This is a genomic window from Streptomyces sp. NPDC038200, assembly GCF_055600785.1.
On sequence record NZ_JBVJYH010000002.1, the window covers coordinates 211,810 to 232,583 of the forward strand.

General features: G+C 74.3%; 14 protein-coding genes. 7 read left to right on the plus strand and 7 right to left on the minus strand.

All coding sequences use genetic code 11. The features are described 5' to 3' along the window. Positions 1-199: 199 nt before the first annotated feature. Genes ACZ7KF_RS06165 through ACZ7KF_RS06175 form a run of 3 tightly spaced genes read left to right on the plus strand, consistent with a single transcriptional unit; the run spans position 200 to position 2,906 of the window. Positions 200-1,051, plus strand: coding sequence for an SDR family NAD(P)-dependent oxidoreductase (locus ACZ7KF_RS06165; RefSeq protein WP_471069761.1), 852 nt, complete (start codon positions 200-202; stop codon positions 1,049-1,051). Between the two features lie 6 nt (positions 1,052-1,057). Further along, on the plus strand, positions 1,058-2,119 hold the full coding sequence (locus ACZ7KF_RS06170) for a DMT family transporter (RefSeq protein ID WP_471069762.1): 1,062 nt from the start codon (positions 1,058-1,060) through the stop codon (positions 2,117-2,119). A gap of 7 nt (positions 2,120-2,126) precedes the next feature. Beyond that, positions 2,127-2,906, plus strand: coding sequence for a polysaccharide deacetylase family protein (locus tag ACZ7KF_RS06175; protein ID WP_471069763.1), 780 nt, complete (start codon positions 2,127-2,129; stop codon positions 2,904-2,906). 45 nt (positions 2,907-2,951) lie between these two features. On the opposite strand, the gene ACZ7KF_RS06180 is transcribed toward ACZ7KF_RS06175, so the two are convergent. Then, positions 2,952-4,016: an MGDG synthase family glycosyltransferase gene (locus ACZ7KF_RS06180; protein ID WP_471070020.1), complete on the minus strand. Its 1,065-nt coding sequence runs from the start codon at positions 4,014-4,016 to the stop codon at positions 2,952-2,954. 252 nt (positions 4,017-4,268) lie between these two features. On the opposite strand from ACZ7KF_RS06180, the gene ACZ7KF_RS06185 reads away from it, so the two are divergent. Then, positions 4,269-5,096, plus strand: a complete 828-nt coding sequence (locus ACZ7KF_RS06185) for a ribonuclease BN (RefSeq protein ID WP_471069764.1) — start codon at positions 4,269-4,271, stop codon at positions 5,094-5,096. Positions 5,097-5,175: 79 nt separating this feature from the next. Here the strand turns inward: ACZ7KF_RS06185 and ACZ7KF_RS06190 are convergent, their stop codons facing one another. The 5 genes from ACZ7KF_RS06190 to ACZ7KF_RS06210 all read right to left on the minus strand — a co-directional run bounded on the left by ACZ7KF_RS06190 (position 5,176) and on the right by ACZ7KF_RS06210 (position 12,294). After that, entirely contained in the window at positions 5,176-8,001 is a 2,826-nt protein-coding gene (locus tag ACZ7KF_RS06190) for an NHLP bacteriocin export ABC transporter permease/ATPase subunit (protein ID WP_471069765.1), read from the minus strand. Between the two features lies 1 nt (position 8,002). Next, positions 8,003-10,237: an NHLP family bacteriocin export ABC transporter peptidase/permease/ATPase subunit gene (locus tag ACZ7KF_RS06195; protein WP_471069766.1), complete on the minus strand. Its 2,235-nt coding sequence runs from the start codon at positions 10,235-10,237 to the stop codon at positions 8,003-8,005. Beyond that, positions 10,234-11,040 (minus strand): hypothetical protein, encoded by an 807-nt coding sequence (locus tag ACZ7KF_RS06200; protein WP_471069767.1) that lies wholly within the window; start codon positions 11,038-11,040, stop codon positions 10,234-10,236. The genes ACZ7KF_RS06195 and ACZ7KF_RS06200 overlap by 4 nt, the downstream gene beginning before the upstream one ends. 167 nt (positions 11,041-11,207) lie before the next feature. Beyond that, positions 11,208-11,426, minus strand: a complete 219-nt coding sequence (locus ACZ7KF_RS06205) for a type A2 lantipeptide (RefSeq protein WP_318199951.1) — start codon at positions 11,424-11,426, stop codon at positions 11,208-11,210. A 454-nt stretch (positions 11,427-11,880) separates the two neighbouring features. Then, positions 11,881-12,294: a PaaI family thioesterase gene (locus ACZ7KF_RS06210; RefSeq protein ID WP_471069768.1), complete on the minus strand. Its 414-nt coding sequence runs from the start codon at positions 12,292-12,294 to the stop codon at positions 11,881-11,883. A gap of 212 nt (positions 12,295-12,506) precedes the next feature. Here ACZ7KF_RS06210 and ACZ7KF_RS06215 point away from each other — a divergent pair, with 212 nt between their 5' ends. Next, the gene (locus tag ACZ7KF_RS06215; protein ID WP_471070021.1) at positions 12,507-13,967 is read left to right on the plus strand and encodes a S1 family peptidase; all 1,461 of its coding nucleotides are present in this window, start codon (positions 12,507-12,509) and stop codon (positions 13,965-13,967) included. A gap of 123 nt (positions 13,968-14,090) precedes the next feature. On the opposite strand, the gene ACZ7KF_RS06220 is transcribed toward ACZ7KF_RS06215, so the two are convergent. Further along, positions 14,091-16,190: a PP2C family protein-serine/threonine phosphatase gene (locus ACZ7KF_RS06220; protein ID WP_471070022.1), complete on the minus strand. Its 2,100-nt coding sequence runs from the start codon at positions 16,188-16,190 to the stop codon at positions 14,091-14,093. A 1,549-nt stretch (positions 16,191-17,739) separates the two neighbouring features. On the opposite strand from ACZ7KF_RS06220, the gene ACZ7KF_RS06225 reads away from it, so the two are divergent. Both ACZ7KF_RS06225 and ACZ7KF_RS06230 read left to right on the plus strand, forming a co-directional pair. Further along, a complete protein-coding gene (locus tag ACZ7KF_RS06225) occupies positions 17,740-18,948 on the plus strand; it encodes a cytochrome P450 (RefSeq protein WP_471069769.1) in 1,209 nt (402 codons plus the stop codon). A 104-nt stretch (positions 18,949-19,052) separates the two neighbouring features. Next, positions 19,053-20,408 carry a serine hydrolase domain-containing protein gene (locus tag ACZ7KF_RS06230; RefSeq protein WP_471069770.1) on the plus strand — a complete coding sequence of 452 codons (1,356 nt, stop codon included), beginning with the start codon at positions 19,053-19,055 and terminating at the stop codon, positions 20,406-20,408. Positions 20,409-20,774 lie beyond the last annotated feature (366 nt).

The window sequence follows — 20,774 nt, forward strand, 5'->3', positions numbered from 1 at the left end:
GCCCCGGGTTCGCGTCGCTCCATGGTCGCCCCGGGAGGCGGGCACGGCGACCCGAGGCCCCCGCGGGCACGGGTGCCGGCCCGTGGTGCGTGGCTCCGCCGTGCGCGGCGTTTCAGTGTGTGGCGCCCTGGAAACACCGCGAGGGTTCGGCCCCGGAGTCCGCGAGCCCCGTGCACCCCGTCGCAGTGAGGTCGTCACCATGTCCCACGCCCCGTCTCCCGCAGGACCGTCGAACGACGCCCGGCCGGTACCGGCCGCGGCCGAGACGAGCGCAGCCCCGCGTCCCGGCCGCGGCCGGGACGGCCGGGGCGGTGCCGCTCTGGTGACGGGTGCCTCCTCGGGCATCGGTGCCGCCGTGGCCCGCCGGCTGGCCGCCCAGGGCGGCTGGCGGCTGGCGCTGAACGGACGCGATGTCACCCGACTGGAGCAGGTGGCCGCACAGGCCGGTGCGGTCGCCCTGCCCGGGGACCTGACCCGGCCCGGCGCCGACCGCCGGCTCGCCGGACTCGCCCTGGACCACCTCGGACGGCTGGACCTGCTCGTGGCGGGCGCCGGCGTGGGCTGGGCCGGCGACTTCACCGGCATGTCCGCCGCCCGCATCGACGAGGTCGTCGGCGTCGACCTGCTGGCCACCGTGCACCTGGTGCGGACCCTGCTGCCCCACATGGTCGCGGCCGGATCGGGGCGCGTCGTGTTCATCGGGTCCGTCGCCGGCAGCGTGGGCGTACGCGGGGAAGCGGTCTACTCCGCGGCGAAGGCCGCCGTGGCCACCTTCGCCGACGCCCTCCGCTACGAGCTGCGCGGCACCGGGGTGGGTGTCAGCCTGGTGATCCCCGGCGTGGTCGACACGCCGTTCGCGGACCGGCGGGGCACCCCCTACGCGCGGTCCTGGCCGCGGCCCGTGCCCGCCGAGCGCGTGGCGGACGCGCTGTGCGCCGCCGTACTGCACGGCAGGGACGAGGTGTACGTCCCCGGATGGCTGCGCCTGCCCGCGCTGGTGCGCGGGGCCGCGCCCGGGCTCTACCGGCGGCTCGCCGCCCGCTACGGGTGAGACGCCATGACCGTCGTCACGGTGCTGCTCGCCCTGCTCGCGGCGCTGTCCAACGGGTCCGCCTCGGTGCTCCAGCGCCGGGCCGCCGTGCAGGTGCAGGCGCAGGAGCGGGAGCGGAGCAAGGAGCGGGAGGGGACGAGGCGGGGGGAGGGGGAGCGGAGGAAGGAACGGGACACGGCGCGGAGGAAGGAGCGGGAGGCGTCGGGGCAGGACGAGGGGGAGCGGAGGAAGGAACGGGACACGGGCGGCGGGGCGGGACGGGCCGTGCGCCGGTTCGCCCGGCTGCTGCGGCGCCCCTACTGGCTGGCGGGCACCGCCCTGCTGGCCCTGTCCAGCCTGCTGCAGGCCGGGGCGCTCGCCGTGGGCAGCCTGTCCCTGGTCCAGCCCCTGCTCGCCGCCGAGCTGCTGTTCACCCTCGCCGTGGGCAGTGTCGTCTTCCGGCGCCGCCCCGACCTCCGGACCTGGCTGGCGTTCCTCGCCCTGGCCGGCGGGCTCGCCCTGTTCCTGCTGGCGGCGGCCCCGTCCCCCGGCCGGTCCACCGCGCGGCCCGGCGACTGGCTGCTGGGCGGCGGCGGAGCGCTCGGCGCCGTCGTGCTGCTGGTGCTGGCCGCGCGTCCGACGCGCGGCGCGTCCCGGGCCGCGCTGCTCGGACTCGCCTCCGCGGTGTGCTTCGCCACCACCGCGGCGCTGCTCAAGGAGGCCGTGGGGCGGCTGGAGCACGGGCCCGGTGCGATGTTCGCGCACTGGTCGCTGTACGCCACCGGGGCCACCGGACTCGTCGCCTTCCTGCTGCTCCAGGGGGCCCTCGGCGCCGGCTCGCTCACGGCCTCGCAGCCCGCCCTCACCCTCGGCGACGCGCTGACCAGCGTCGCACTCGGCTGCGTGCTGTTCGCCGAGACCATCCGTCTGGGCCTGAGCCTGCTGCCGGAGGCGGTCGGCATCGCCCTGATCGGCGCGGGCAGCATCGGCCTGGCCCACAGCCCGTCCGTCGGCGGCGAGTGGGACGCCTCCGGGCGGACCGCGGACTCCCGCTCCTCCACCGCTCTCCCGCGCGCCCCGAGGAGGTAGGTCACCGATGGCTCCCCTGCCCGGCCGCTCCTGGCGGACGGCCGCCGTCCTGCTGCCGGCCGGTGCCGCCGCGGCCCACATCGGCCCCGCGGCCACCTGGCTCCCGGGCGTACGGCTGCCGCTCTTCCCCGGACTCGCCGGCACGGGCGACCGCCGGCACATCGCGCTCACCTTCGACGACGGACCGGACCCGGAGTCCACCCCGCGCTTCCTGGACGCGCTGGACCGGCTCGGCGTGCGGGCCACCTTCTTCGTGGTCGGCGAGCACGTGGTCCGCCATCCCGCCGTGGTCCGCGAGACCGTACGGCGCGGGCACGAGCTGGGAGTGCACGGCTGGCACCACGACCGGCCCTGGCGGCCCGCGCTCGCCCGGGACGCCGAGGAGGTCGCCCGGACGGTCCGCGCGGTACGGGACCTCACCGGCGAGCGCCCGCGGTGGTACCGCCCGCCGTACGGCATCCTCACCACGAGCCGGCTGCGGGCCGCCCGGCGGGCCGGGCTGCGGACGGTGCTGTGGTCGGCCTGGGGCCGGGACTGGACGGCCGACGCCACGCCGGCGTCCGTACGGGCGCGGGTCGCCGCGGACCTGCGGGGCGGCGGCACGGTCCTGCTGCACGACTCCGACCGGTACTCGTTCCCCGGCTGCCGGCACGCCACCCTGGGCGCCCTGCCGGCCATCGTCCGGGACTGCCGCGAGGCGGGCCTGACGGTGGGCCCCCTCCGCGAGCACGGCCCGGCCTCCGCCACGGCCCGGCCCGCGGAGCCCGCGGACGCCGGGGCGGACTGAGGCGAGGACGCCACCCGGGGCACCGGCCGGGACGGCCGCACCCGCTCACCGGGGGCGGCCCGCGCACAGCTCCGTCACGCACTCCAGCACATCGCGCCGGAACAGCGCACGGCCGCGGCCCACCCGGTCCGCGCGCTCCCGGCTGCCCTCACCGAGTCCGTCGAGCGCCGCGAGCAGTGCGGGAGTGTCCGGGGCGAATACGGACAGGCCCAGGTCGGCCATCCGGCGCACCCCGTCCGCGCCGTGGCCGGGCAGCGGGCGGTGGCCGATCACGGGCAGGCCCGCCGCGAGGGCCTGCACGGCGGTCTGGCCGGCGGCGTTGTCCACCAGCGCGTGGCAGGCGGCCAGCAGCCCGGGCATGTCGTCGACCCAGCCGAGGGCCATCGCCGCGGGTTCCCGCGACAGACGTGCGCGCAGCCGCGCGTCGCGGCCGCACAGCACCACCGGCAGCCACCCGGCCGCCGCCAGCGACCGGACGGTGCCCGCCGGGCGGGACGCCGCGCCCCAGGCGCCCGCGGACAGCAGCACCGGCGGCCGGCCGGGCGCCCGGCCGGCGAACCGCTCCCGCCACCGGCCGGCGCCGGGGGCCGGCGCACGGAAGGCCGGCGCGACCACCGGGCCGGTCGTGACCACGGGCGCGTCGACGGTCCGGCGCACCTGCGCCGCCGCCGTGTCCGTGAGGCACAGATACCGGTCGTTGCCCGGATGCAGCCACTGCCGGTGCACGGCGAAGTCGAGCAGGAAGACGGCGCTCGGCACCCGCAGCCTGCCCCGCTCCCGCAGATGACCGGTCAGCTGCGCGGCCAGATGGAAGACGGACACCACCACGTCCGCATCCAGCCGGTCCACCAGCTCCGTCAGCCGGTCCCCGGCCAGCCGGGCCAGCGGCACCCCGCTGGGGCGCGGTCCGCGCCCCTCGCGGAGGAACGCGCCGTAGATCCCGGCGTACACCCAGGGCAGATGGCGTACCGACGTCCGGTAGCCGCGGCGCAGCCCCGGGCCCAGGCCGTACGGCAGCAGCCGCAGCACGTCGACCACCTCGGCCTCGTGCCCTCGGGCCGCGGCCCGCCGCGCGAGTTCGGCGGCCACGGTGTCGTGACCGGCTCCCATGCTCGCGCTCACGATCAGCGTTCGCCGCCGGCCGCCCGGTGTCTCGTGGTCCGTGGTGCGCACGGCTCCCGATTGTCCGCCGACGCGGCGCGCGAACGACGGAACCGCCGGCCGTGTCGCGGGCGGTCCGGTCACCCGAGCGCACCAGCGGACCGGCCCGGTGCCCGCCTTCCGGCTGCGAGTCGCCCGGCGCGTGCCACGCTGGAGGAACCGGAACGCGAGAGGGTGTGGGCGGCGAGCACGGGAGGAGCCGTGAGGCGGTTGCGGCGCGGCCTGCACCGCGCGTGGGAGTGGCTGCGGGTACGGGCCCTGTTCGAGCACGGCCGGGAACTGGAACTGATGCACCGGGCCATGGGGTTCGCCACCCTGGCCCTGGTGACGTTGGCGCCCCTGCTGATCGTGGTGGCCGCGGCCGACCCCCTGGCGCGCGGCGGCTTCGCCTCCTGGCTCACCGACGGCATGGGGCTGTCCGGCCGGTCCGCGCATGTGCTCACCGACGTCATCAGTCCGCCGCGCAAGGTCATCGGCACCACCAGTGTCTGGAGCGCCGTGCTGCTCGCCGTCTTCGGCGTGGCCTTCGGAGGCAGCGTGCAGAACGCCTACGAACGGATCTGGGGCCTGGCGTCCGGCCCCTGGCACCGGGTGTGGCGGCAGGCGACCTGGCTGGTGGTGCTGACCGCGTACCTCTACCAGGAGGTGGCGACGAAGACGACACTCCACGGCGGCCAGCGGATCACGCTGTCCACCATCAGCGGCGTGCTCTTCTTCTGGTGGGGGCAGCGCTTCCTGCTGGGCGGCCAGGTCCACTGGCGCTCACTGCTGCCCGGCGCGCTGGCCACGATCATCGGCCTGGCCGGCCTGAGAGCCTTCTCCTACCTCGTCTTCACCCCGCTCATCGTCACCAACGCCCTGAGCTACGGCGCCGTCGGCACCGTGCTCGTCGTGGAGTCCTGGCTCATCGGCGTCGGCTTCGTCATCTACGGCGGTGCCCTGTTCGGCCGCTGGTTCACCGAACACCACTGGATGCCGTCCCACCACGACGAGCCGGACGGTCCGGGCGACGGCGGGGAGCGGCCCTAGGGTCTTTCGTTTGGATCAGGCCGGATCAGCTGGCGCGGTGCCAGGGCCCGCGAGCCCGGCATGATCCAAACGAGAGGCCCTAGGCCAGCTGCCGGCGCACCAGCTCGTGCAGACGGCCTCCCGTGTCCGCGAGGAGTTCGGCCGGGGTGCCCTGCTGGACGACCTTGCCGTCCTCCATCACGATCACCCGGTCGGCGTCCAGGACCGTCGACAGCCGGTGGGCGATGACGATCCGGGTGGCGTTCAGCTTGCGGGTGCTGTCGATGACGATGCGCTGGGTGTCGTTGTCCAGGGCGCTGGTCGCCTCGTCGAAGAACAGGATGCGCGGCCGCCGGACCAGGGCCTGGGCGATCATCAGGCGCTGCCGCTGGCCGCCGGAGATCGCGCCGTTGCCCGCGACGATCGTGTGCAGCCCCATCGGCATCCGCTGGATGTCCTCCGCGAGCCCCGCCAGCTCCGCCGCCGCCATCGCCTCCTCCGGCGTGTAGGGCTCGGTGCCGCAGATGACGTCCAGGATCGAGCCGGTGAACGGCTGGGCGTGCTGGAGGACCACCCCGCACTGCCGGCGCACCGCGGACTGGTCCAGCGCCGCGAGGTCCTGACCGTCGTACAGGACACTGCCGGAGACCGGCCGGTCGAAGCCGATGAGCAGACGCAGCAGCGTGGACTTGCCGCAGCCGCTCGGGCCGACGACCGCCACGAACTCGCCCGGCCGGGCGGCGAAGGACACGTCGTCCAGGACGAGGGGGCCGTCGTCGGCGTACCGGAAGGACAGGCGGCGCGCCTCCACGGCGCCGGACAGCGGGCCGGGACGGGTGCTCCCCGTCCGCACCTCGGGCATCGCCTCCAGCACCGGCTTGATCTCCTCGAACAGCGGCAGCGCCGCCACCGCCGACACGAACGCGCCGGTCAGCTGGGTGACCGAGGTGAGCAGCATCGTCACCGACGTGTTGAAGGTGAGGAAGTCCGCCGCCGACATCGCACCCCTGGCCGGCCCCGCCAGCAGCATGAACATCACCAGGGTGCACACCGGCAGATAGACCGCGCCGAGAACCGTGGTGAGGTTCTTGATCCGGCCGACCCGCTGCTGGAGTTCCCGGCTGCGCGCGAACTCCCGGGCCCAGGCCGCGTACGCGTAGTTCTCGGCTGCCGCCACCCGCAGCTTCGGCAGCCCGCGCAGGGTCTGGAACGCCTGGTTGTTCAGCTTGTTGCCGAGCACCACCAGGCGCCGCTGCCAGCGCACCTGCCACAGCCCGAGCCCCGTGAACACGGCCGCGATGACGACGAGCATCCCGATCGCCGCGAGCGCCATCGGCACGCTGAACCACAGCAGCAGCCCCAGGTTCATCGCGCCGACCGTCACCGACTGGGCGACCACCGGACCGACGCCCGCCAGCAGCCGGCGGATCGCGCTGATGCCCATCGCCGCGCTGGCCAGCTCACCGGTCGAGCGCCGCGTGAAGAAGCGGGTGGGCAGCCGCAGCAGCCGGTCCCAGACGGCCGGTTGCAGCGCCGCCTCGATCCGGCCCTCCAGCCGCAGGATCGACAGGTTCTCCAGCAGGGTGAACGCCGCCGCCACCACCCCGCTCACCATCACCGCCAGGCACACCTGGACGATCAGGCCCTCCTGCGCCCGCGGCACGTACTCGCCGAGCACCTTGCCGGTCGCGATCGGCACCAGCGCGCCGATCGCCACCGTCACCAGGCCCGCGAGCAGCAGCTTCGTCAGGTCGGCGCGGGTGCCGCGCAGACTGAACCGCAGCAGCCCCCACGGCGAGAGCCGCTTGTCGGGCAACGGCCGGTAGAACATCACCGCGCGCGGCTCGAACTCCTCCGCGTTCGCCTTCTCGACCGGCGTCTCCCGGCCGGTCGCGGGGTGCACGGCCACATAGCCGCCGCGCCGCCACAGCAGCGCGACCGGCGCCCCCGACAGCGCCCGGTGGCCGACCAGCGGGCCCAGGTCCTGCCGCCACCAGCGCCCGTCCAGGCGGACGGCCCGGGTCCGCACGCGCGAGGCCAGCGCGACCCGCTCGACCGGATCCAGCCGGTCGCTCTCGGCGCCGCCCTGCGCGGGCTCGGCGAGCGTGATCCCGGCCGCCTCGGCGACCAGCTTGCAGGCCGCGTACGAGGCATCCGCGTCGGCGGGCGTCGTCCGGCGGGCCGAGCGCTTGCCGATGGCGGCGAGCAGGGTCCGGTCGGCCTGCGCGCGCACCGCCTCACCGGCCTTGATCCCGGCGGCCGTCCGCGTCTCGTGCGCGCGTTCCAGCTGCTCGATCCACCGGTCCAGCGCGGTCAGCAGCCGGTACTGCTGGTCCACCATGCTCTGCCACAGCGCCGGGTCCATCAGCAGATCGGCGGCGGCCTCCGTGCCGTACAGCGAGCCGTACTGCACACTGCCCGGCGGCACCTGCATCCAGAACACGTCGTCGTCGGTGGGGGTGGCGGGGCGCTCCTCGGCCATCGGGGCCTGGAAGAGGACGGACAGGCCCCGGCCCACACCGAGCGCGACCGCGTACTCCAGGGGGCTGGTGGCGGGCGGCAGGTACTGCGGGTTGCCGTACGCGTCGTACGACCAGGTCTGCGTCTGCGCCGGCTGGTACAGCTCCCGCAGGTTGACCCGGTGCACCACGCAGTCCCGGACCGGGCGGGCCACCAGGGTGTGCTGGGGTCCGGCGACCGGGCCGAGGAGCAGCGCGCCCGGCTCCAGCCGGCCGAGGTGGTGCCAGTGCCCCTGCTGGGCGGCGTCCACCGCGAACAGGTCCAGGGCGCCGGCCGCGACCAGCCACAGCACCTGCGGGCCCTGAAGGTCCAGCCGGGCCAGGCCGGCGCAGTCCAGCCGGGTGCCGAGCGCGCCGAGCGCGCCGAGCACGAGGTCTCCTTCGTACCCCTCCTGAACAGTCGTCATCTCACCGCTCCCTGACCAGTGCCGCGTACGCGCCGCCGCGCGCCACCAGCTCCTCGTGCCGTCCGCGCTCCACCACCGTGCCGTGCTGCAGGACGACGATCTCGTCGCTGTCGCGGACCGTGCTCAGCCGGTGCGCGATCACCACACAGGCGCAGCCGCGCCGCCGCAGGTTGTCCATCACGACCAGTTCGGTCTCCGCGTCCAGCGCACTGGTCACCTCGTCCAGCACGAGGATGCTCGGCCGGCGCACCAGCGCCCGCGCGATCTCCAGGCGCTGGCGCTGTCCGCCGGAGAAGTTCCGGCCGTCCTGCTCGACCCCGCTGTGGATGCCGCCGGGCCGGCGCATCACCACGTCGTACAGGGCCGCGTCCCGCAGCGCCTCCACCACGGCCTCGTCGGGGATCGACGGGTCCCACAGGGCGACGTTGTCGCGGACCGAGCCCTCGAAGAGGAAGACGTCCTGGTCGACGAAGGAGACGGAGGCGGCGAGCGCGCCGCGCGGGATGTCCTCCAGCCGGCGGCCGTCGATACGGATCACCCCGTCCCACGGCGTGTAGAGGCCGGAGATGAGCCGGGAGACCGTCGATTTGCCGCTGCCGGAGCCGCCCACCAGCGCCACCTGCTGTCCGGGGCCGACGGTCAGGTCGAAGCCGGTCAGCAGCGGCTGGTCGAGCGGGCTGTAGCCGAAGGTGAGGTTCTCCAGCTCGATGTGCCCGTGCAGCCGGCGGGTGGAGTCGCCGCCGCCGGGGCGGGCGTAGAGCGGGTCGGTCCGGAAGTTCTCCACGTCCTTCAGCCGGGCCACGTCGGCCGCGAAGTCCTGGATGCGGCCCGCCACGCCGTTGAGCCGGGTCAGCGGCGCGGTGAAGCGGGTGACCAGCGCCTGGAACGCGACCAGCAGACCGACCGAGATGTGCCCCTCGACCGCGCGCAGTCCGCCGATCCACAGGATGAGCGCGCTGTTGAAGGTGGCGAGGGCCGGCGCGACCACGCCGAGCCAGGCGCTCGGCACGCCGAGCCGCTGCTGCTCCTCCAGCGTGGTGGCGTGCTGCCCGGCCCACTTGCGGAAGTAGCCGTCCTCGCCACCGGTCGCCTTCAGTGTCTCGATCAGCTGCAGGCCGGTGTACGAGGTGGTGGTGAGCCGGGCGGTGTCCGCGCGCAGCTTCGCCGTCCGGGTCGCGCGCAGCCGTACGACGAGCCGCATGGCCACCACGTTCAGCAGGGCCACGGCGATGCCGACGAACGTCAGCTGCGGGTCGTAGGTGTAGAGCAGGACGGCGTACAGGACGACCACGATCGCGTCCACGCCGGCCGCCGCGAGGTCACGGGCCAGGGTCTCGGCGACCTGGTCGTTGGACTGCAGGCGCTGCACCAGGTCGGCGGGGGAGCGCTGGGCGAAGAACGTCACCGGCAGCCGCAGCAGATGGCGCAGGAAGCGGGCGCTGGAGAGGGTGGAGGAGATGAGCCGGCCGTGCAGCAGGTTGGCCTGCTGGAGCCAGGTCAGCACCAGCGTGAGCAGCACGCAGGCGGCCATCGAGGTGAACAGCACGCCCAGCAGCGAGGTCTGCCCGCCGATGAGGAACATGTCGATGTAGGTGCGGCTGAGCGCGGGCACGGCCGCACCGACCGCGACCAGCAGCAGGCTGGCCAGGACCGCCGCCGGGAGGGTGCCCGCGGTGCCGCGCAGCCGGGCCGGCATGGCACCGAGCACGCCCGGCCGGCGCCCGCCCCTGCTGAAGCCGTCACCCGGCTCCAGCACCAGCACGACACCGGTGAAGCTGCCGTCGAACTCCTCCATGGGCACGAATCGGCGGCCCTTGGCGGGGTCGTTGACGTACACGCCGCGCCGGCCGAAACGGCGGCCGATGCCGTCGTAGACGACGTAGTGGTTGAACTCCCAGAAGAGGATGGCCGGTGCCCGCACCTCGGCGAGGGCGGCCAGGTCCATCTGCATGCCCTTGGCCGTCAGACCGTAGCTGCGGGCGGCCTTCAGCAGGTTGGAGGCGCGTGAGCCGTCGCGGGAGACACCGCAGGCGATGCGCAGCTCCTCCAGTGGGACGTGCCGGCCGTAGTGGCCGAGGACCATCGCGAGGGAGGCCGCGCCGCACTCGACGGCCTCCATCTGGAGCACGGTGGGGGTGCGGACCGTTCCGGTGCGGGACGTGGGGGCCGGCCGCTTCGGCGGAGCCGCCCGTCTGCGGCCACGGGTCTCCTGGGCACTGGCGGGCTGAACGGTCACGGGAGCAGCCAATCGACGGGGTGCTGGTCGGCGAGCCGGACGGAGCCGGTGGCGAGGCTCATGGAGTCGAGCCGGAACGGCGGGCCGCCGGCGGTGGACCACCGGTAACCGCTCTTCGTGGACGAGGACTCGGCGAGCTTCACCAGGACGGCCACCGGGCGGCCCTTGCGGGTGAACTGCTCACCGAGCTGGCTGTCCCCGAGGAACGCGGCGATCGACTGGGCGGACTGCGCGGTGCGGTCCACCGACTTCACCGTGCCGCGCAGCACCCCGTACCGCTGCGACGGTACGGAGGACACCGTCAGGTCGACCGCGGCGTGCGCGGGGATGGCGGCGGCGTTCTCGGCGGGCACGTACACGGTCGCGTACAGCGGGTCGGAGGCGTGGGCGACCTTCTCGACCGCGGCGACCGTGGTGCCGGTCTGGATGATCTGGCCGATGCTCGCGGCGAGTGTGGTCACCCGGCCCGCGGCGACGGTCCGGACCAGGGAGTCGCCGTCGCTCGTACGGACCTTGAGGACGGGCGCGTTCGCGGGCAGCCGTTGGCCCTGCCGGGCCAGGACGGCCGTCACCTGCCCGGCGACGGGGCTCTGGAGCAGATAGCTGCCCTGCCCGTGGGTGAGGACGGCCGGCGCGCCGACCGTGGAGGCGACCGAGCCGGTCACCGCCCATACCGAGGCGGCGGCCATGACGACGACGGTGACGCCGAGCGCGAGCCAGCCCTGCGGGCGGGCGAGCCGCACCGGGAGGTCCAGCTCCTCCGGCGACTGGAGCTTGGCGAGGGCCTGTTGGCGGAACTGCACGGGACTTCCCTCACCTGTGGGAGAGACACATGTGTTTCGACGACGCGTGTGGGCACGGGCGCGGGTGTCTCCACGGCGCGTGCGGGCACAGGCGTAGGTGTTTCCGGGCATCCGAGAGTCCCGGAGCCGAGGGACGGCTCCGGGACTTCGGTGACACCGAGGTGCGATCAGAGACCGGCGACCAGGCCGTTGACCGGGGCGGTGTTCAGGCCGGTGACGCCCTCGACGGTGCCGACGACCGTGTTGACCAGACCGGTCACGCCCGGGGCGATCTCGTTCACGGTGCCGAGGGTGCTGTTGAGGGTGTTCACGGACAGACCGCCGGAAACGTTGTCCAGCTCGGCGTCCGAGATCTCGACGGTCTCAACCTGGGGGGTGGAGTTCATGGTGGAACTTCCCTTCGTATGGATATGTCACAAGGGGGAGAGCGGCCCCCTCTGGGGACAGACGGACGGCCGCGACCACGGGCGCCGGGCCCCCGTCTCCGGAGGCCCGCCGGACCCCCGCGGTGCAATGGATCAAAGCACGCAGGCGTGGCGCGCTTCCAATCAATCAGGGCTCTCACCTGGGAACTTGCCGCGCGAAGCGGTTCATCCGTGCAGGCGTGCGCACGGCATGTCGGCGACTCCTTCACATGCCGCGCGGCATCGTCGCGTCGGGCGTCTTGTCCGCCGGACCGCGAATCCGGCACTCCTCGCCAAAGGGCGCCCCCGGGGGCGCGCGGATGTGCAGATCCCCGGGCGACGGTGACGTGGCTGAGGGGTGGATGTGCAGATTCCCTGAAGGGGGTATTCCGCTTTGCGTTCGGAACTGACCGTTACCGATCAGTAGCTGAGTGTGTCAGCCCAGAATCGCGTAGACGGTGCTCGCCCGGGCGGCGAGCGCGCCCGAGGCGGCATCGCTCAACGTGACATCCGCGAACGCCGTTCGCCGGCCCAGCTTCGTCAGGACCGCTTCGATCAGGACATCCGAACCGGTCACCGCCCGCTGGAACGACGTCGACTGCTGCACCGTCGTCATCGGCACGAACCCGCCCCGGGCCGCCGACACCGCGATGACCGTCGCCGTGTCGGCCGCCGCCATCAGCGCCTGCCCGGACAACCCGCCGCCCTCCCGGGCCAGCCGGTCCGACCAGGGCAGACGCAGCACGGCCCGGTCCTCGCCCACCGCCTGGACGGTCAGCTGCAGATCGAGCACCCAGGGGGCGAAGTTGACGGAGAGGATCCTGTCGGCTTCGGCGGTGGTCATCGTCATATGGGGGATTCTTCCCGGCCGCCCGCCGCGCCACGCGGAGCGTGGCCGATTCGCCGCGCCCGTACCGCTGTCGGGAAACGGAATTGAACACACCACGCGGCCGGTGCGTACGTACGGCCATCCAGGCGCCCCGATGACAACCCGGAAACCGACTGCCCGTCAGTGGCAGACCCCCCGTCCCCAGGAGGTCGAGAAGTTTGAGTCACAAGCGAATGCCCAAGCGCAAGGCTGCGATAGCGGTGGGCGGTGTCGCGGCGCTCGGGGCGGCGGCCCTGCTGCTGCCCAACGCCAACGCCTCCCAGGACCGCGACGACGCGACCGCGGGCGGCACGGCGGACGTCAAGACCCTGAAGGCGACGGCCGCCTCGGGCCTCGCCGCCCAGCTGGAGAAGCTCCTCGGCGACGCCTTCGCCGGCTCCTACTACGACAGCGGGAAGCAGCAGCTCGTCGTCAACGTGGTCAACGGCGACGACAACGTCGTCGTCCAGGCGAAGAAGGCGGGCGCGGTCGTCCGCCAGGTGGAGAACAGCGCCGCCGAACTCAAGGCCGCCGCACGGACGCTGAAGACCAAGGCGTCCATCCCCGGCACCTCCTGGGCGGTCGACCCGCGCACCGACAAGGTCCTCGTCACGGCCGACTCCACCGTCACCGGCGCCAAGTGGAACAGACTGCAGTCCACCGTGCGGAGCCTCGGTTCCGGCATGGCCACCCTGAAGAAGTCCTCCGGCACCTTCAAGACGTTCGTGTCGGGCGGCGACGCCATCTTCTCCCAGGCGCAGGGCGGCAACGTCCGCTGCTCCCTCGGCTTCAACGTCACCGCCTCCGACGGCAGCCCCGCCTTCCTGACGGCCGGTCACTGCGGGGTCGCCGCCAAGGACTGGTCCGACTCCCAGACCGGTCAGCCCATCGCCACCGTCGACCAGGCCACCTTCCCCGGCGAGGGCGACTTCTCCCTCGTCAAGTACAACGACGCGAACACCCAGGCGCCCAGCGAGGTCAACGTCGGCAAGGGCCAGACCGTACAGATCAACCAGGCCGCGGACGCCACCGTCGGCACGACCGTGTTCCGGATGGGCTCCACCACCGGGCTGCACGACGGCCAGGTCACCGGCCTGGACGCCACCGTCAACTTCCAGAGCGAGACCGACCCGAACGGCGTCGACACCGTCACCGGTCTGATCCAGACGAACGTGTGCGCCGAGCCCGGCGACAGCGGCGGCTCGCTGTTCACCCAGGACGGCAGTGCCCTCGGCCTCACCTCCGGCGGCAGCGGCGACTGCACCAGCGGCGGCGAGACGTTCTTCCAGCCGGTCACCACCGCCCTGCAGGCCACCGGCGCGACGCTCGGCGACGGCGGCAACGGCGCGGGCGGCCAGGCGGGCGCCGGTGACCAGGCGGGTGCGGGCGACGAGGCCGGTGCCGGTGACCAGGCCGGTGCGGGCGACGAGGCCGGTGCGGGCGATCAGGCGGGTGCGGGCGACGAGGCCGGTGCGGGCGACCAGGCCGGTGCGGGCGACCAGGCGGGTGCCGGCGACCAGGCGGGTGCCGGCGACGAGGCCGGTGCCGGCGGTGACCAGATCGGCGGCGGCGCCGACCCGTCCGGCTCGGCCGGTGACCAGTCCGGCGGCGGCGCTGCGGACGACGGGTCGTCGTCCGCGACCGACAGCCACTGACCGGACCCGCCGGCTCCCCCTGACGGGCCGGCCCCCCGACTCCCCGACGGCCCTCCCCCTCGGTCCGGCCGGCGGGGACCGGTCCGGCCCTCCGGCGGGAGGGCCGGACCACGGCTTCCCGGGTCAGCCGTCGTCGCACGCCCGCAGCAGCAGCACCGCCACGTCGTCCACCCGCTCCCCGGCCGCCGCGCTGTGCCGGACCACCGCGTCCGCCAGGCGCTCCAACGGCTGGTCGCCCGCGTCCGCGAGCAGCTCGCCGAGGTCCGTCAGCGCGTCCTCGATGTCGACCCCCGGCGACTCCACCAGGCCGTCGGTGTAGAGGAGGAGCACCGAGCCGGGGGCCAGGGACACCTCGGTCGTCGGATACACGGCCGAGGCGTCGATGCCGAGGAGCGGGCCCCCGGCCAGGTCCAGCACCCGCACCCGTCCGTCGGACCGGCGCAGCAGCGGCGGCGGATGGCCCGCCCGCGCCATGACGGCCTGCCCGTGCGCCGGGTCCAGCCGCAGATACAGACAGCTGGCGAACAGGTCGGCCCCCAGATCGATCAGCAGCCGGTTGGTGCTGCTCATCACCTCGTGCGGCGCCTGCCCCACCGTGGTGTACGCGCGGACCCCCGTACGGATCTGCCCCATCAGGCCCGCCGCGGTCACGTTGTGCCCCTGGACGTCCCCGATCACCGCCGCCGCCTGCGACCGGGTCGGCACCAGATCGTAGAAGTCGCCGCCGATCTCCATGCCGTGCGTGGCCGGCAGATACCGGGCCGCCGCCTCGATGCCGGGCAGCGGCGCCAAGGTGTGCGGCAGCAGCGCCTGCTGGAGACCGTGCGCCAGGCGGTGCTTGGCGTCGTAGAGCAGGGCCCGCCCCAGGGCCTGCGCGATCAGCCCGCCGAGCGAGGTCAGCACCGCCCGCTCGTCGGCGGGAAAGGCGCGCGGCTCGGCGTAGGCCAGCACACAGGTGCCGACCGGCCGGCCGGACGCGATGAGCGGCAGATAGGCCCAGGCCGCGAAGCCGTCCGGGGTCTCGTGCCGGCTCGGGTACAGCCGTTCCAGCTCCTCCTGGGAGTCGAAGAACGCGGGCACGCCGCTGTTCAGGGCCTGCGTGCCCGGGGTGCGCTCGGACAGCGGCAGCCCGTCGAACCGCTCCACGACGTGCGGGTCCGGGTAGCCGCGGTGACCCAGCACATGCAGCCGCCCGCCCTGGGAACCGAGGACCACCAGCGCCCGGCTGTCGACCGCCGGGGCCACCTCCTCCCAGACCAGCTGCACCACGTCCTGCACCCCCACCGCCTCCGTCAGCGCGCTCGCCAGACTCAGCACCTGCGAGATCGTCACCAGCCGGGACGGCCCCCGGCCCGGCTGCGGCACGCCGCGCGCCATGTCCGCCACCGCCCGGGCCCGGGTGACGCGCACGCTCAGTCCGCTCGTGCTCGGGTACAACCGGAACGACAGCCACTCACCGGGCGGGCGCAGCGCCACGAACGACACCACCTGCTGGCTGAGCAGCGCACCCCGGTAACGGTCCTCGTACATCGGGTCGTTCAGCCAGGGCACCGACGCCCAGGGCAGCGTGCCCAGCAGCTCCCCGGAGGGTCTGCCGAGCAGCTCCGCGGCGGCCGCGTTCACGAACTGGATCCGGCCGTGCAGGTCCATCGAGACCAGCCCGTACGGCAGCCGGGACACCATCCGCGCCGCCTCCACCGAGCCCAGCGTCTCCGACACCCCGTACACCGATGTCGCCAGCACGTCGTCCTCCCGGCCGAGCGGCCGGCCCTCCTCCGCGGCCCGCTCCAGCCGCAGCGCCAGCCGCTCGCAGGCGGCCCGCAGATGCTCGCGCTCCCGGTCGGACAGCTCGGGCGGATGCGCGCCCGGCCAGGTCACGAACACCCCGCCGTAGAGCCGCCGCTCCGTCGCCACGGGCAGCGCGGCCAGCGCGAAGGGGTACGGCAGCACCACCGCGACCCGCGGATAGCGGCGAGCCATCTCCTCCTCACCGCCCACCCACACCAGCCGTCTGTCGCGCGCCGCGTCCGCGACCGGGATCGGCGCGCTCAGCCCGACCCGCTCCCAGGGCGCCGCGAACGCCCGGGGCATGCCCGCGTGCACCGCCATCTCCAGGACCGGTTCGTCGGGCCTGAGCAGGTACATCGCGCCGGAGTGCGCGCTCACCCCGTGCATCATCGCCACCAGGGCGAGCGACAGCACCGGCTGGGCCGACAGGGCCATGTCGGCCACCGGCGCCGGTCCCGGCCCGTCGGACACGCCGACCACCTCCTCCTACGGCCGCGCGTCGCGTCCCGGGCTCAAGACTCCCCCGGGGCGGCGCCCCGCGCACGGCGAGCGCTCTCGCCGTCGCCTTCGCGCTCCCGAGCGGCGGATGGCCGCGACCACCCCGTTCGGACGTCCCCATGCCCCGGCGCCGACGGAGTGGGTGAGCCCGGGCGTGGCGCGACGGCCGCGGGCGCGGCGCCACGGGGGCGGGCGTCCTCCGGTCGCGTGTCGCGCCGGCGACCGGCGCCGGGTGCCGGCCGGGCCGGTGGGGGACGAGCCCGTGAGGGACCCGTCGTCCGGCCGGCCGGTGAGGGAGACGGCCGTCGGGGCACGCTGTCCGGCCGGGCCGGTTCCGGATGTGTCCCGCCGCGTTCGGACATGTGTGCCCGTTCGGCCAGGGGGCCTGGCCGCCGCACATCGCTCTCTGCCAGAGACGTAAGCCCTGGTCAGCCGTGTCATGCGGGCTGTCCGCCCGGCGCCCGGCGTGGTCGGGGATGCACGGGTGGTGTACGGGCTTTTTGTGTGCGCCCCCGTCGCGCCTGGATGGCCGAATCTGAGCGTATCGGCCGGCGCGGCGAGTCCTCGGGCACCGGAGCGGCCGACCGCCGGGGCCGAGGTGCGGGGAGCGGGCATGGCGTGTCGGCCGTGGGCCGGGGCCGCCTGCGGCGTGTTCCGTCTTCGCCGCGGGCGGCGGTCCCTCCAGGGCGGCTGGCCGAATCATCACCCCAGATCAGGGGCGGGGGCGCGGGCGCGCCGGACAACCTGGGGGAGTGTGGGGACCGGACGGCCGAGGGGCGAACACCATTCCGGTCAGTGGTGCCGCCGCAGATTTTTCGCGGGGACCCGGTTTGCGGGCGAGACGCCGGGGCACACGCGGGGGCGTCGATCCGGCCGTGGCCTCCTGCGCGCGAGGGGCTGCGACACATGGCCGGTCGGTGACGCAAAAGCACCGTCAGAGTACTCTCCGTTCAACTTCAGGGGGTTGCTTGTGCGTGACTCACCGTGAAGACTGTGGCCGAGTTCCATCGAAATGAAGGTGTGGGGAACTGCGCATCATGCCAATCACGGGGCGGCATAGGCTGTGACTGCGTATTCTCACACCGCGTTTCCAACGGTCGGGGCGCGCGCCCCGCTGACCGTTCACGAGCCGGAGGGGTCCCGCGCGACCGCTGCGCGGGAGGTGTCGCCGAGGGGATGGGTTATGTCGGGTTGGCGTGCCGCACGATGGGGCTCGCTGCGGGGCCGTGGCCGGCCGCGCAGCCGCCACGTCCTTCACCGTATGTGTTGAGAGCCTCCGGCCCGCCCCGACAGCAGACCGACGACGGCTGACCGCCCCGCCGCGCACGAGCGAGTCACGCGCGACTCGCGCTCTTCCCGTCCGCATGCCACGGCAGCGGTGGCACAGCCGTGCCCGGGGCCGCCCGCGGTCCTGGCCGGCGCCGTCCCCGGCATCCCCCTGTGTGCGCGACTCCACCATGCCCGCACGCGCCAGCAAGGAGACAAGGTGATCAGCAAGCAACCGACGGGCGAACGGCTCCTCCTGGAGGAGTTACCCGACCGCTGGCGCGACTTACGCGGGGCCGGGCCGGTCCGGTACGACGACACGCAGGGCGTCTGGCAGGTGCTCGACCACGCGACCGTCGCGACCGTGCTCGCCGATTCGGCGACGTACTCCTCGGACCTCTCCGCGCTCACCCCCACCCAGGCCGACTTCGAGACCTTCCGCCAGGGCAACTTCGTCGGCATGGACCCGCCGGAGCACCGCAAGCTCCGCGCCCTGGTCAGCCAGGCGTTCACCCCGCGGGTCGTCCAGGGGCTCGGCCCCCGCATCGAGGCCGTCTGCGCCCGGCTGCTGGACGCCGTCGCCGACCGCGACCGGTTCGACCTGGTCGACGCCCTGGCCTATCCGCTGCCGATCATCGTGATCGCCGAACTCCTCGGCATCCCCGCCGAGGAACACCGGCTCTTCCAGGAATGGGCGAGCGTCCTGTTCGGCGGCGAGCAGCTCGGCGAAGCGCCCGACATGGCCGACCTGGAGCGGGCGCTGGAAGCCATCGCCCCCACCGTGCGCGAGATGAACGGCTACATGCTCGACCACATCCGCGCCCGCCGCGCCGACCCCGGCGACGACCTCACCAGCAGACTCATCGCCGCCGAGGTGGACGGCATCCGCCTCGCCGACCAGGAGATGGTCGGCTTCGTGGCCCTGCTGCTGGTGGCCGGGCACATCACCACCACCGCACTGCTGGGCAACGCCGTCGTCATGCTCGACCGGCATCCCGACGCGGACGCCGCGCTGCGCGCCGACCCCGGTCGCATCCCGGCCGCCGTGGAGGAAGTGCTGCGCTGGCTGCCGCCCTTTCCCGAGCTGGGCCGCCGGGTCGCCCGGCCCGTGGTCCTGGGCGGTCACCACATCCCCGCGGACGCCCTGCTGATGGCGCATCTGGGCACCGCCAACCGGGATCCGGGCCGCTTCGACACGCCCGACGTCTTCGACGTGAGCCGGACCCCCAATCCGCACCTCACCTTCGGGCACGGCATTCACTTCTGTTTCGGCGCGCCCCTGGCCCGGCTGGAGGCCCGGATCGCCCTTCACATGTTGCATGAACGATTCCGCAACCTGGTGATCCCCTCCTACGAGGACATCGTCCATCAGAACCCGGCCGTCATCATCGGCGTACGACATCTGCCCGTCGAGGTCGGCAGACCGTAGCCCGAGGCGCGACGCGCCTGCCCCGGCCGGCCCTCACACCGCTCTGTCACGGGCCTGACCGGCACACCCGCACATGAGACCCACCCAACGGGAGTCCCCTTCTCATGCCGTACATCATCCCCGCCGCTCCGACCGCCTCCCGGACGCCGTCCCTGTTACGCCGGGAGCTGCAGGACCGTCTCGAAGTCCTCGCCCGGACCCACCGGGTGCCCGGCGCCCAACTCGCCCTGGACACCGGAACGGACGTCATCACCGTGCACACCGGAACGGCCGACGTCACGACCGGCAGCCCCTGCACCGCCGACACCGCGGTCCCCCTGGGATCGCTCACGAAGCCCTACACCGCCGCGCTCGTCATGCTCCTGGCCGACGACGGTGACGTGGACCTGGACGAGCCGGCCGCCGCACACCTCCCGGAGCTGCGCGCGCTGCCCATGGTGACGGTCCGTCACCTGCTGACCCACACCGGCGGTCTGCCCACCGGACCGGATTCGGACACCGCCGCCGCGACCACCGCCGCCCGCTATCTCACGGCCGTCTGCACCGCCCAGGACGCGCTGTTCGCGCCGGGCACCGACTTCTCCTACTCCAACGCCGGCTATGTCGCGGCCGGCCGGCTGGTGGAGGAGATCACCGGCATGCCGTGGGCCGAGGCGGTCCGGGCACTGCTCCTGCAGCCCCTCGGTGTCACCGCCGCGTTCCTGGGGGACGCCGCGCCCGCCCGTCCCGTGGCCGCCGGACACGCCGTCAACACCGCCACGGGCCAGGCGCGTCCGGCCCGGCAGAACCTCGCGCCGCTGGAGGCGCCGGCCGGTGCGCTGCTCGCGAGCGCCTCGGACCTGGTCGCGTTCGGCAACGCGCTGATCGGCCGCGCGGATCTGCTGCCGCCCGCCGTCGCCAAGGAGATGCGCCGCCCCGAGACCGCCGCCCGCCCGGGCGCGCTGGCCGACGGCTGGGGCCCCGGGCTCGCCCTGTACCAGCGGGACGGGTACGGGTGGTGCGGCCACGACGGCAACGCCCAGGGCACGTCCTGCCATCTGCGGGCCGAGCCGGAGGCCGGAGTGGTGGTCGCGTTCACCGGCAACGCCGGGGGCGCCACCGCGCTCTGGCGCGACCTCACCGAGGAACTGGCCCTGCTGACCGGCATCCGCGTGCCCGCCGGCGCGCACCCCGCGGACCGGGGCCGTCCCGTCGCCCTGCCCGACGACTGCCTGGGCACCTACCGCAACGGCACCACGACGTACCGCGTCGCGCCCGGACCGGACGGCACGCCGGGCCTGTCCGTGGACGGCGACCTGTCCCTGCCGCTGGTCGGCTACGCCGATCTGGCGTGCGATCTGCGCGATCCGGCCACCGGACGCCTCGAGCCCGGCGGCCGGTTCCACCGCGATCCGGCCACGGGCACGGTCGACCGGGTACAGATATCCGGGCGCACGGCGCGCCGCACGGACGACGGCTGAGCGGCGTCCGCTGCCGAGTCCCGCACGATGCCGGTCACTCAGCGGTGCCGGGTTCCTGCGGTGCCCGATCCCTGCGGTAACCAGGTCTCCACGGTGCGGGGTCCCGAGGTGCCGGGCCACGCACGGCGCCAGGCGCTCCACGGTGCCAGGCGCTCCACGGTGCCCGGTGCCGCACGGTGCCCGGCCCTCAGGGTGCCCGGTGCCGTGCGGCGCCCGTCCCGTGGGTGCCGGCGCCCGTACGGTCGCGGGTTCCGGGCCGGCGGACACCGTCGATCCCGTCTGCGCGGACACCGTCCGGCGGGCGGGCCCGACGCCCGCCGGTCCCGGGCCACCGGTGACCGTCCCGGGGCCGGCGTCCGCGGTCCA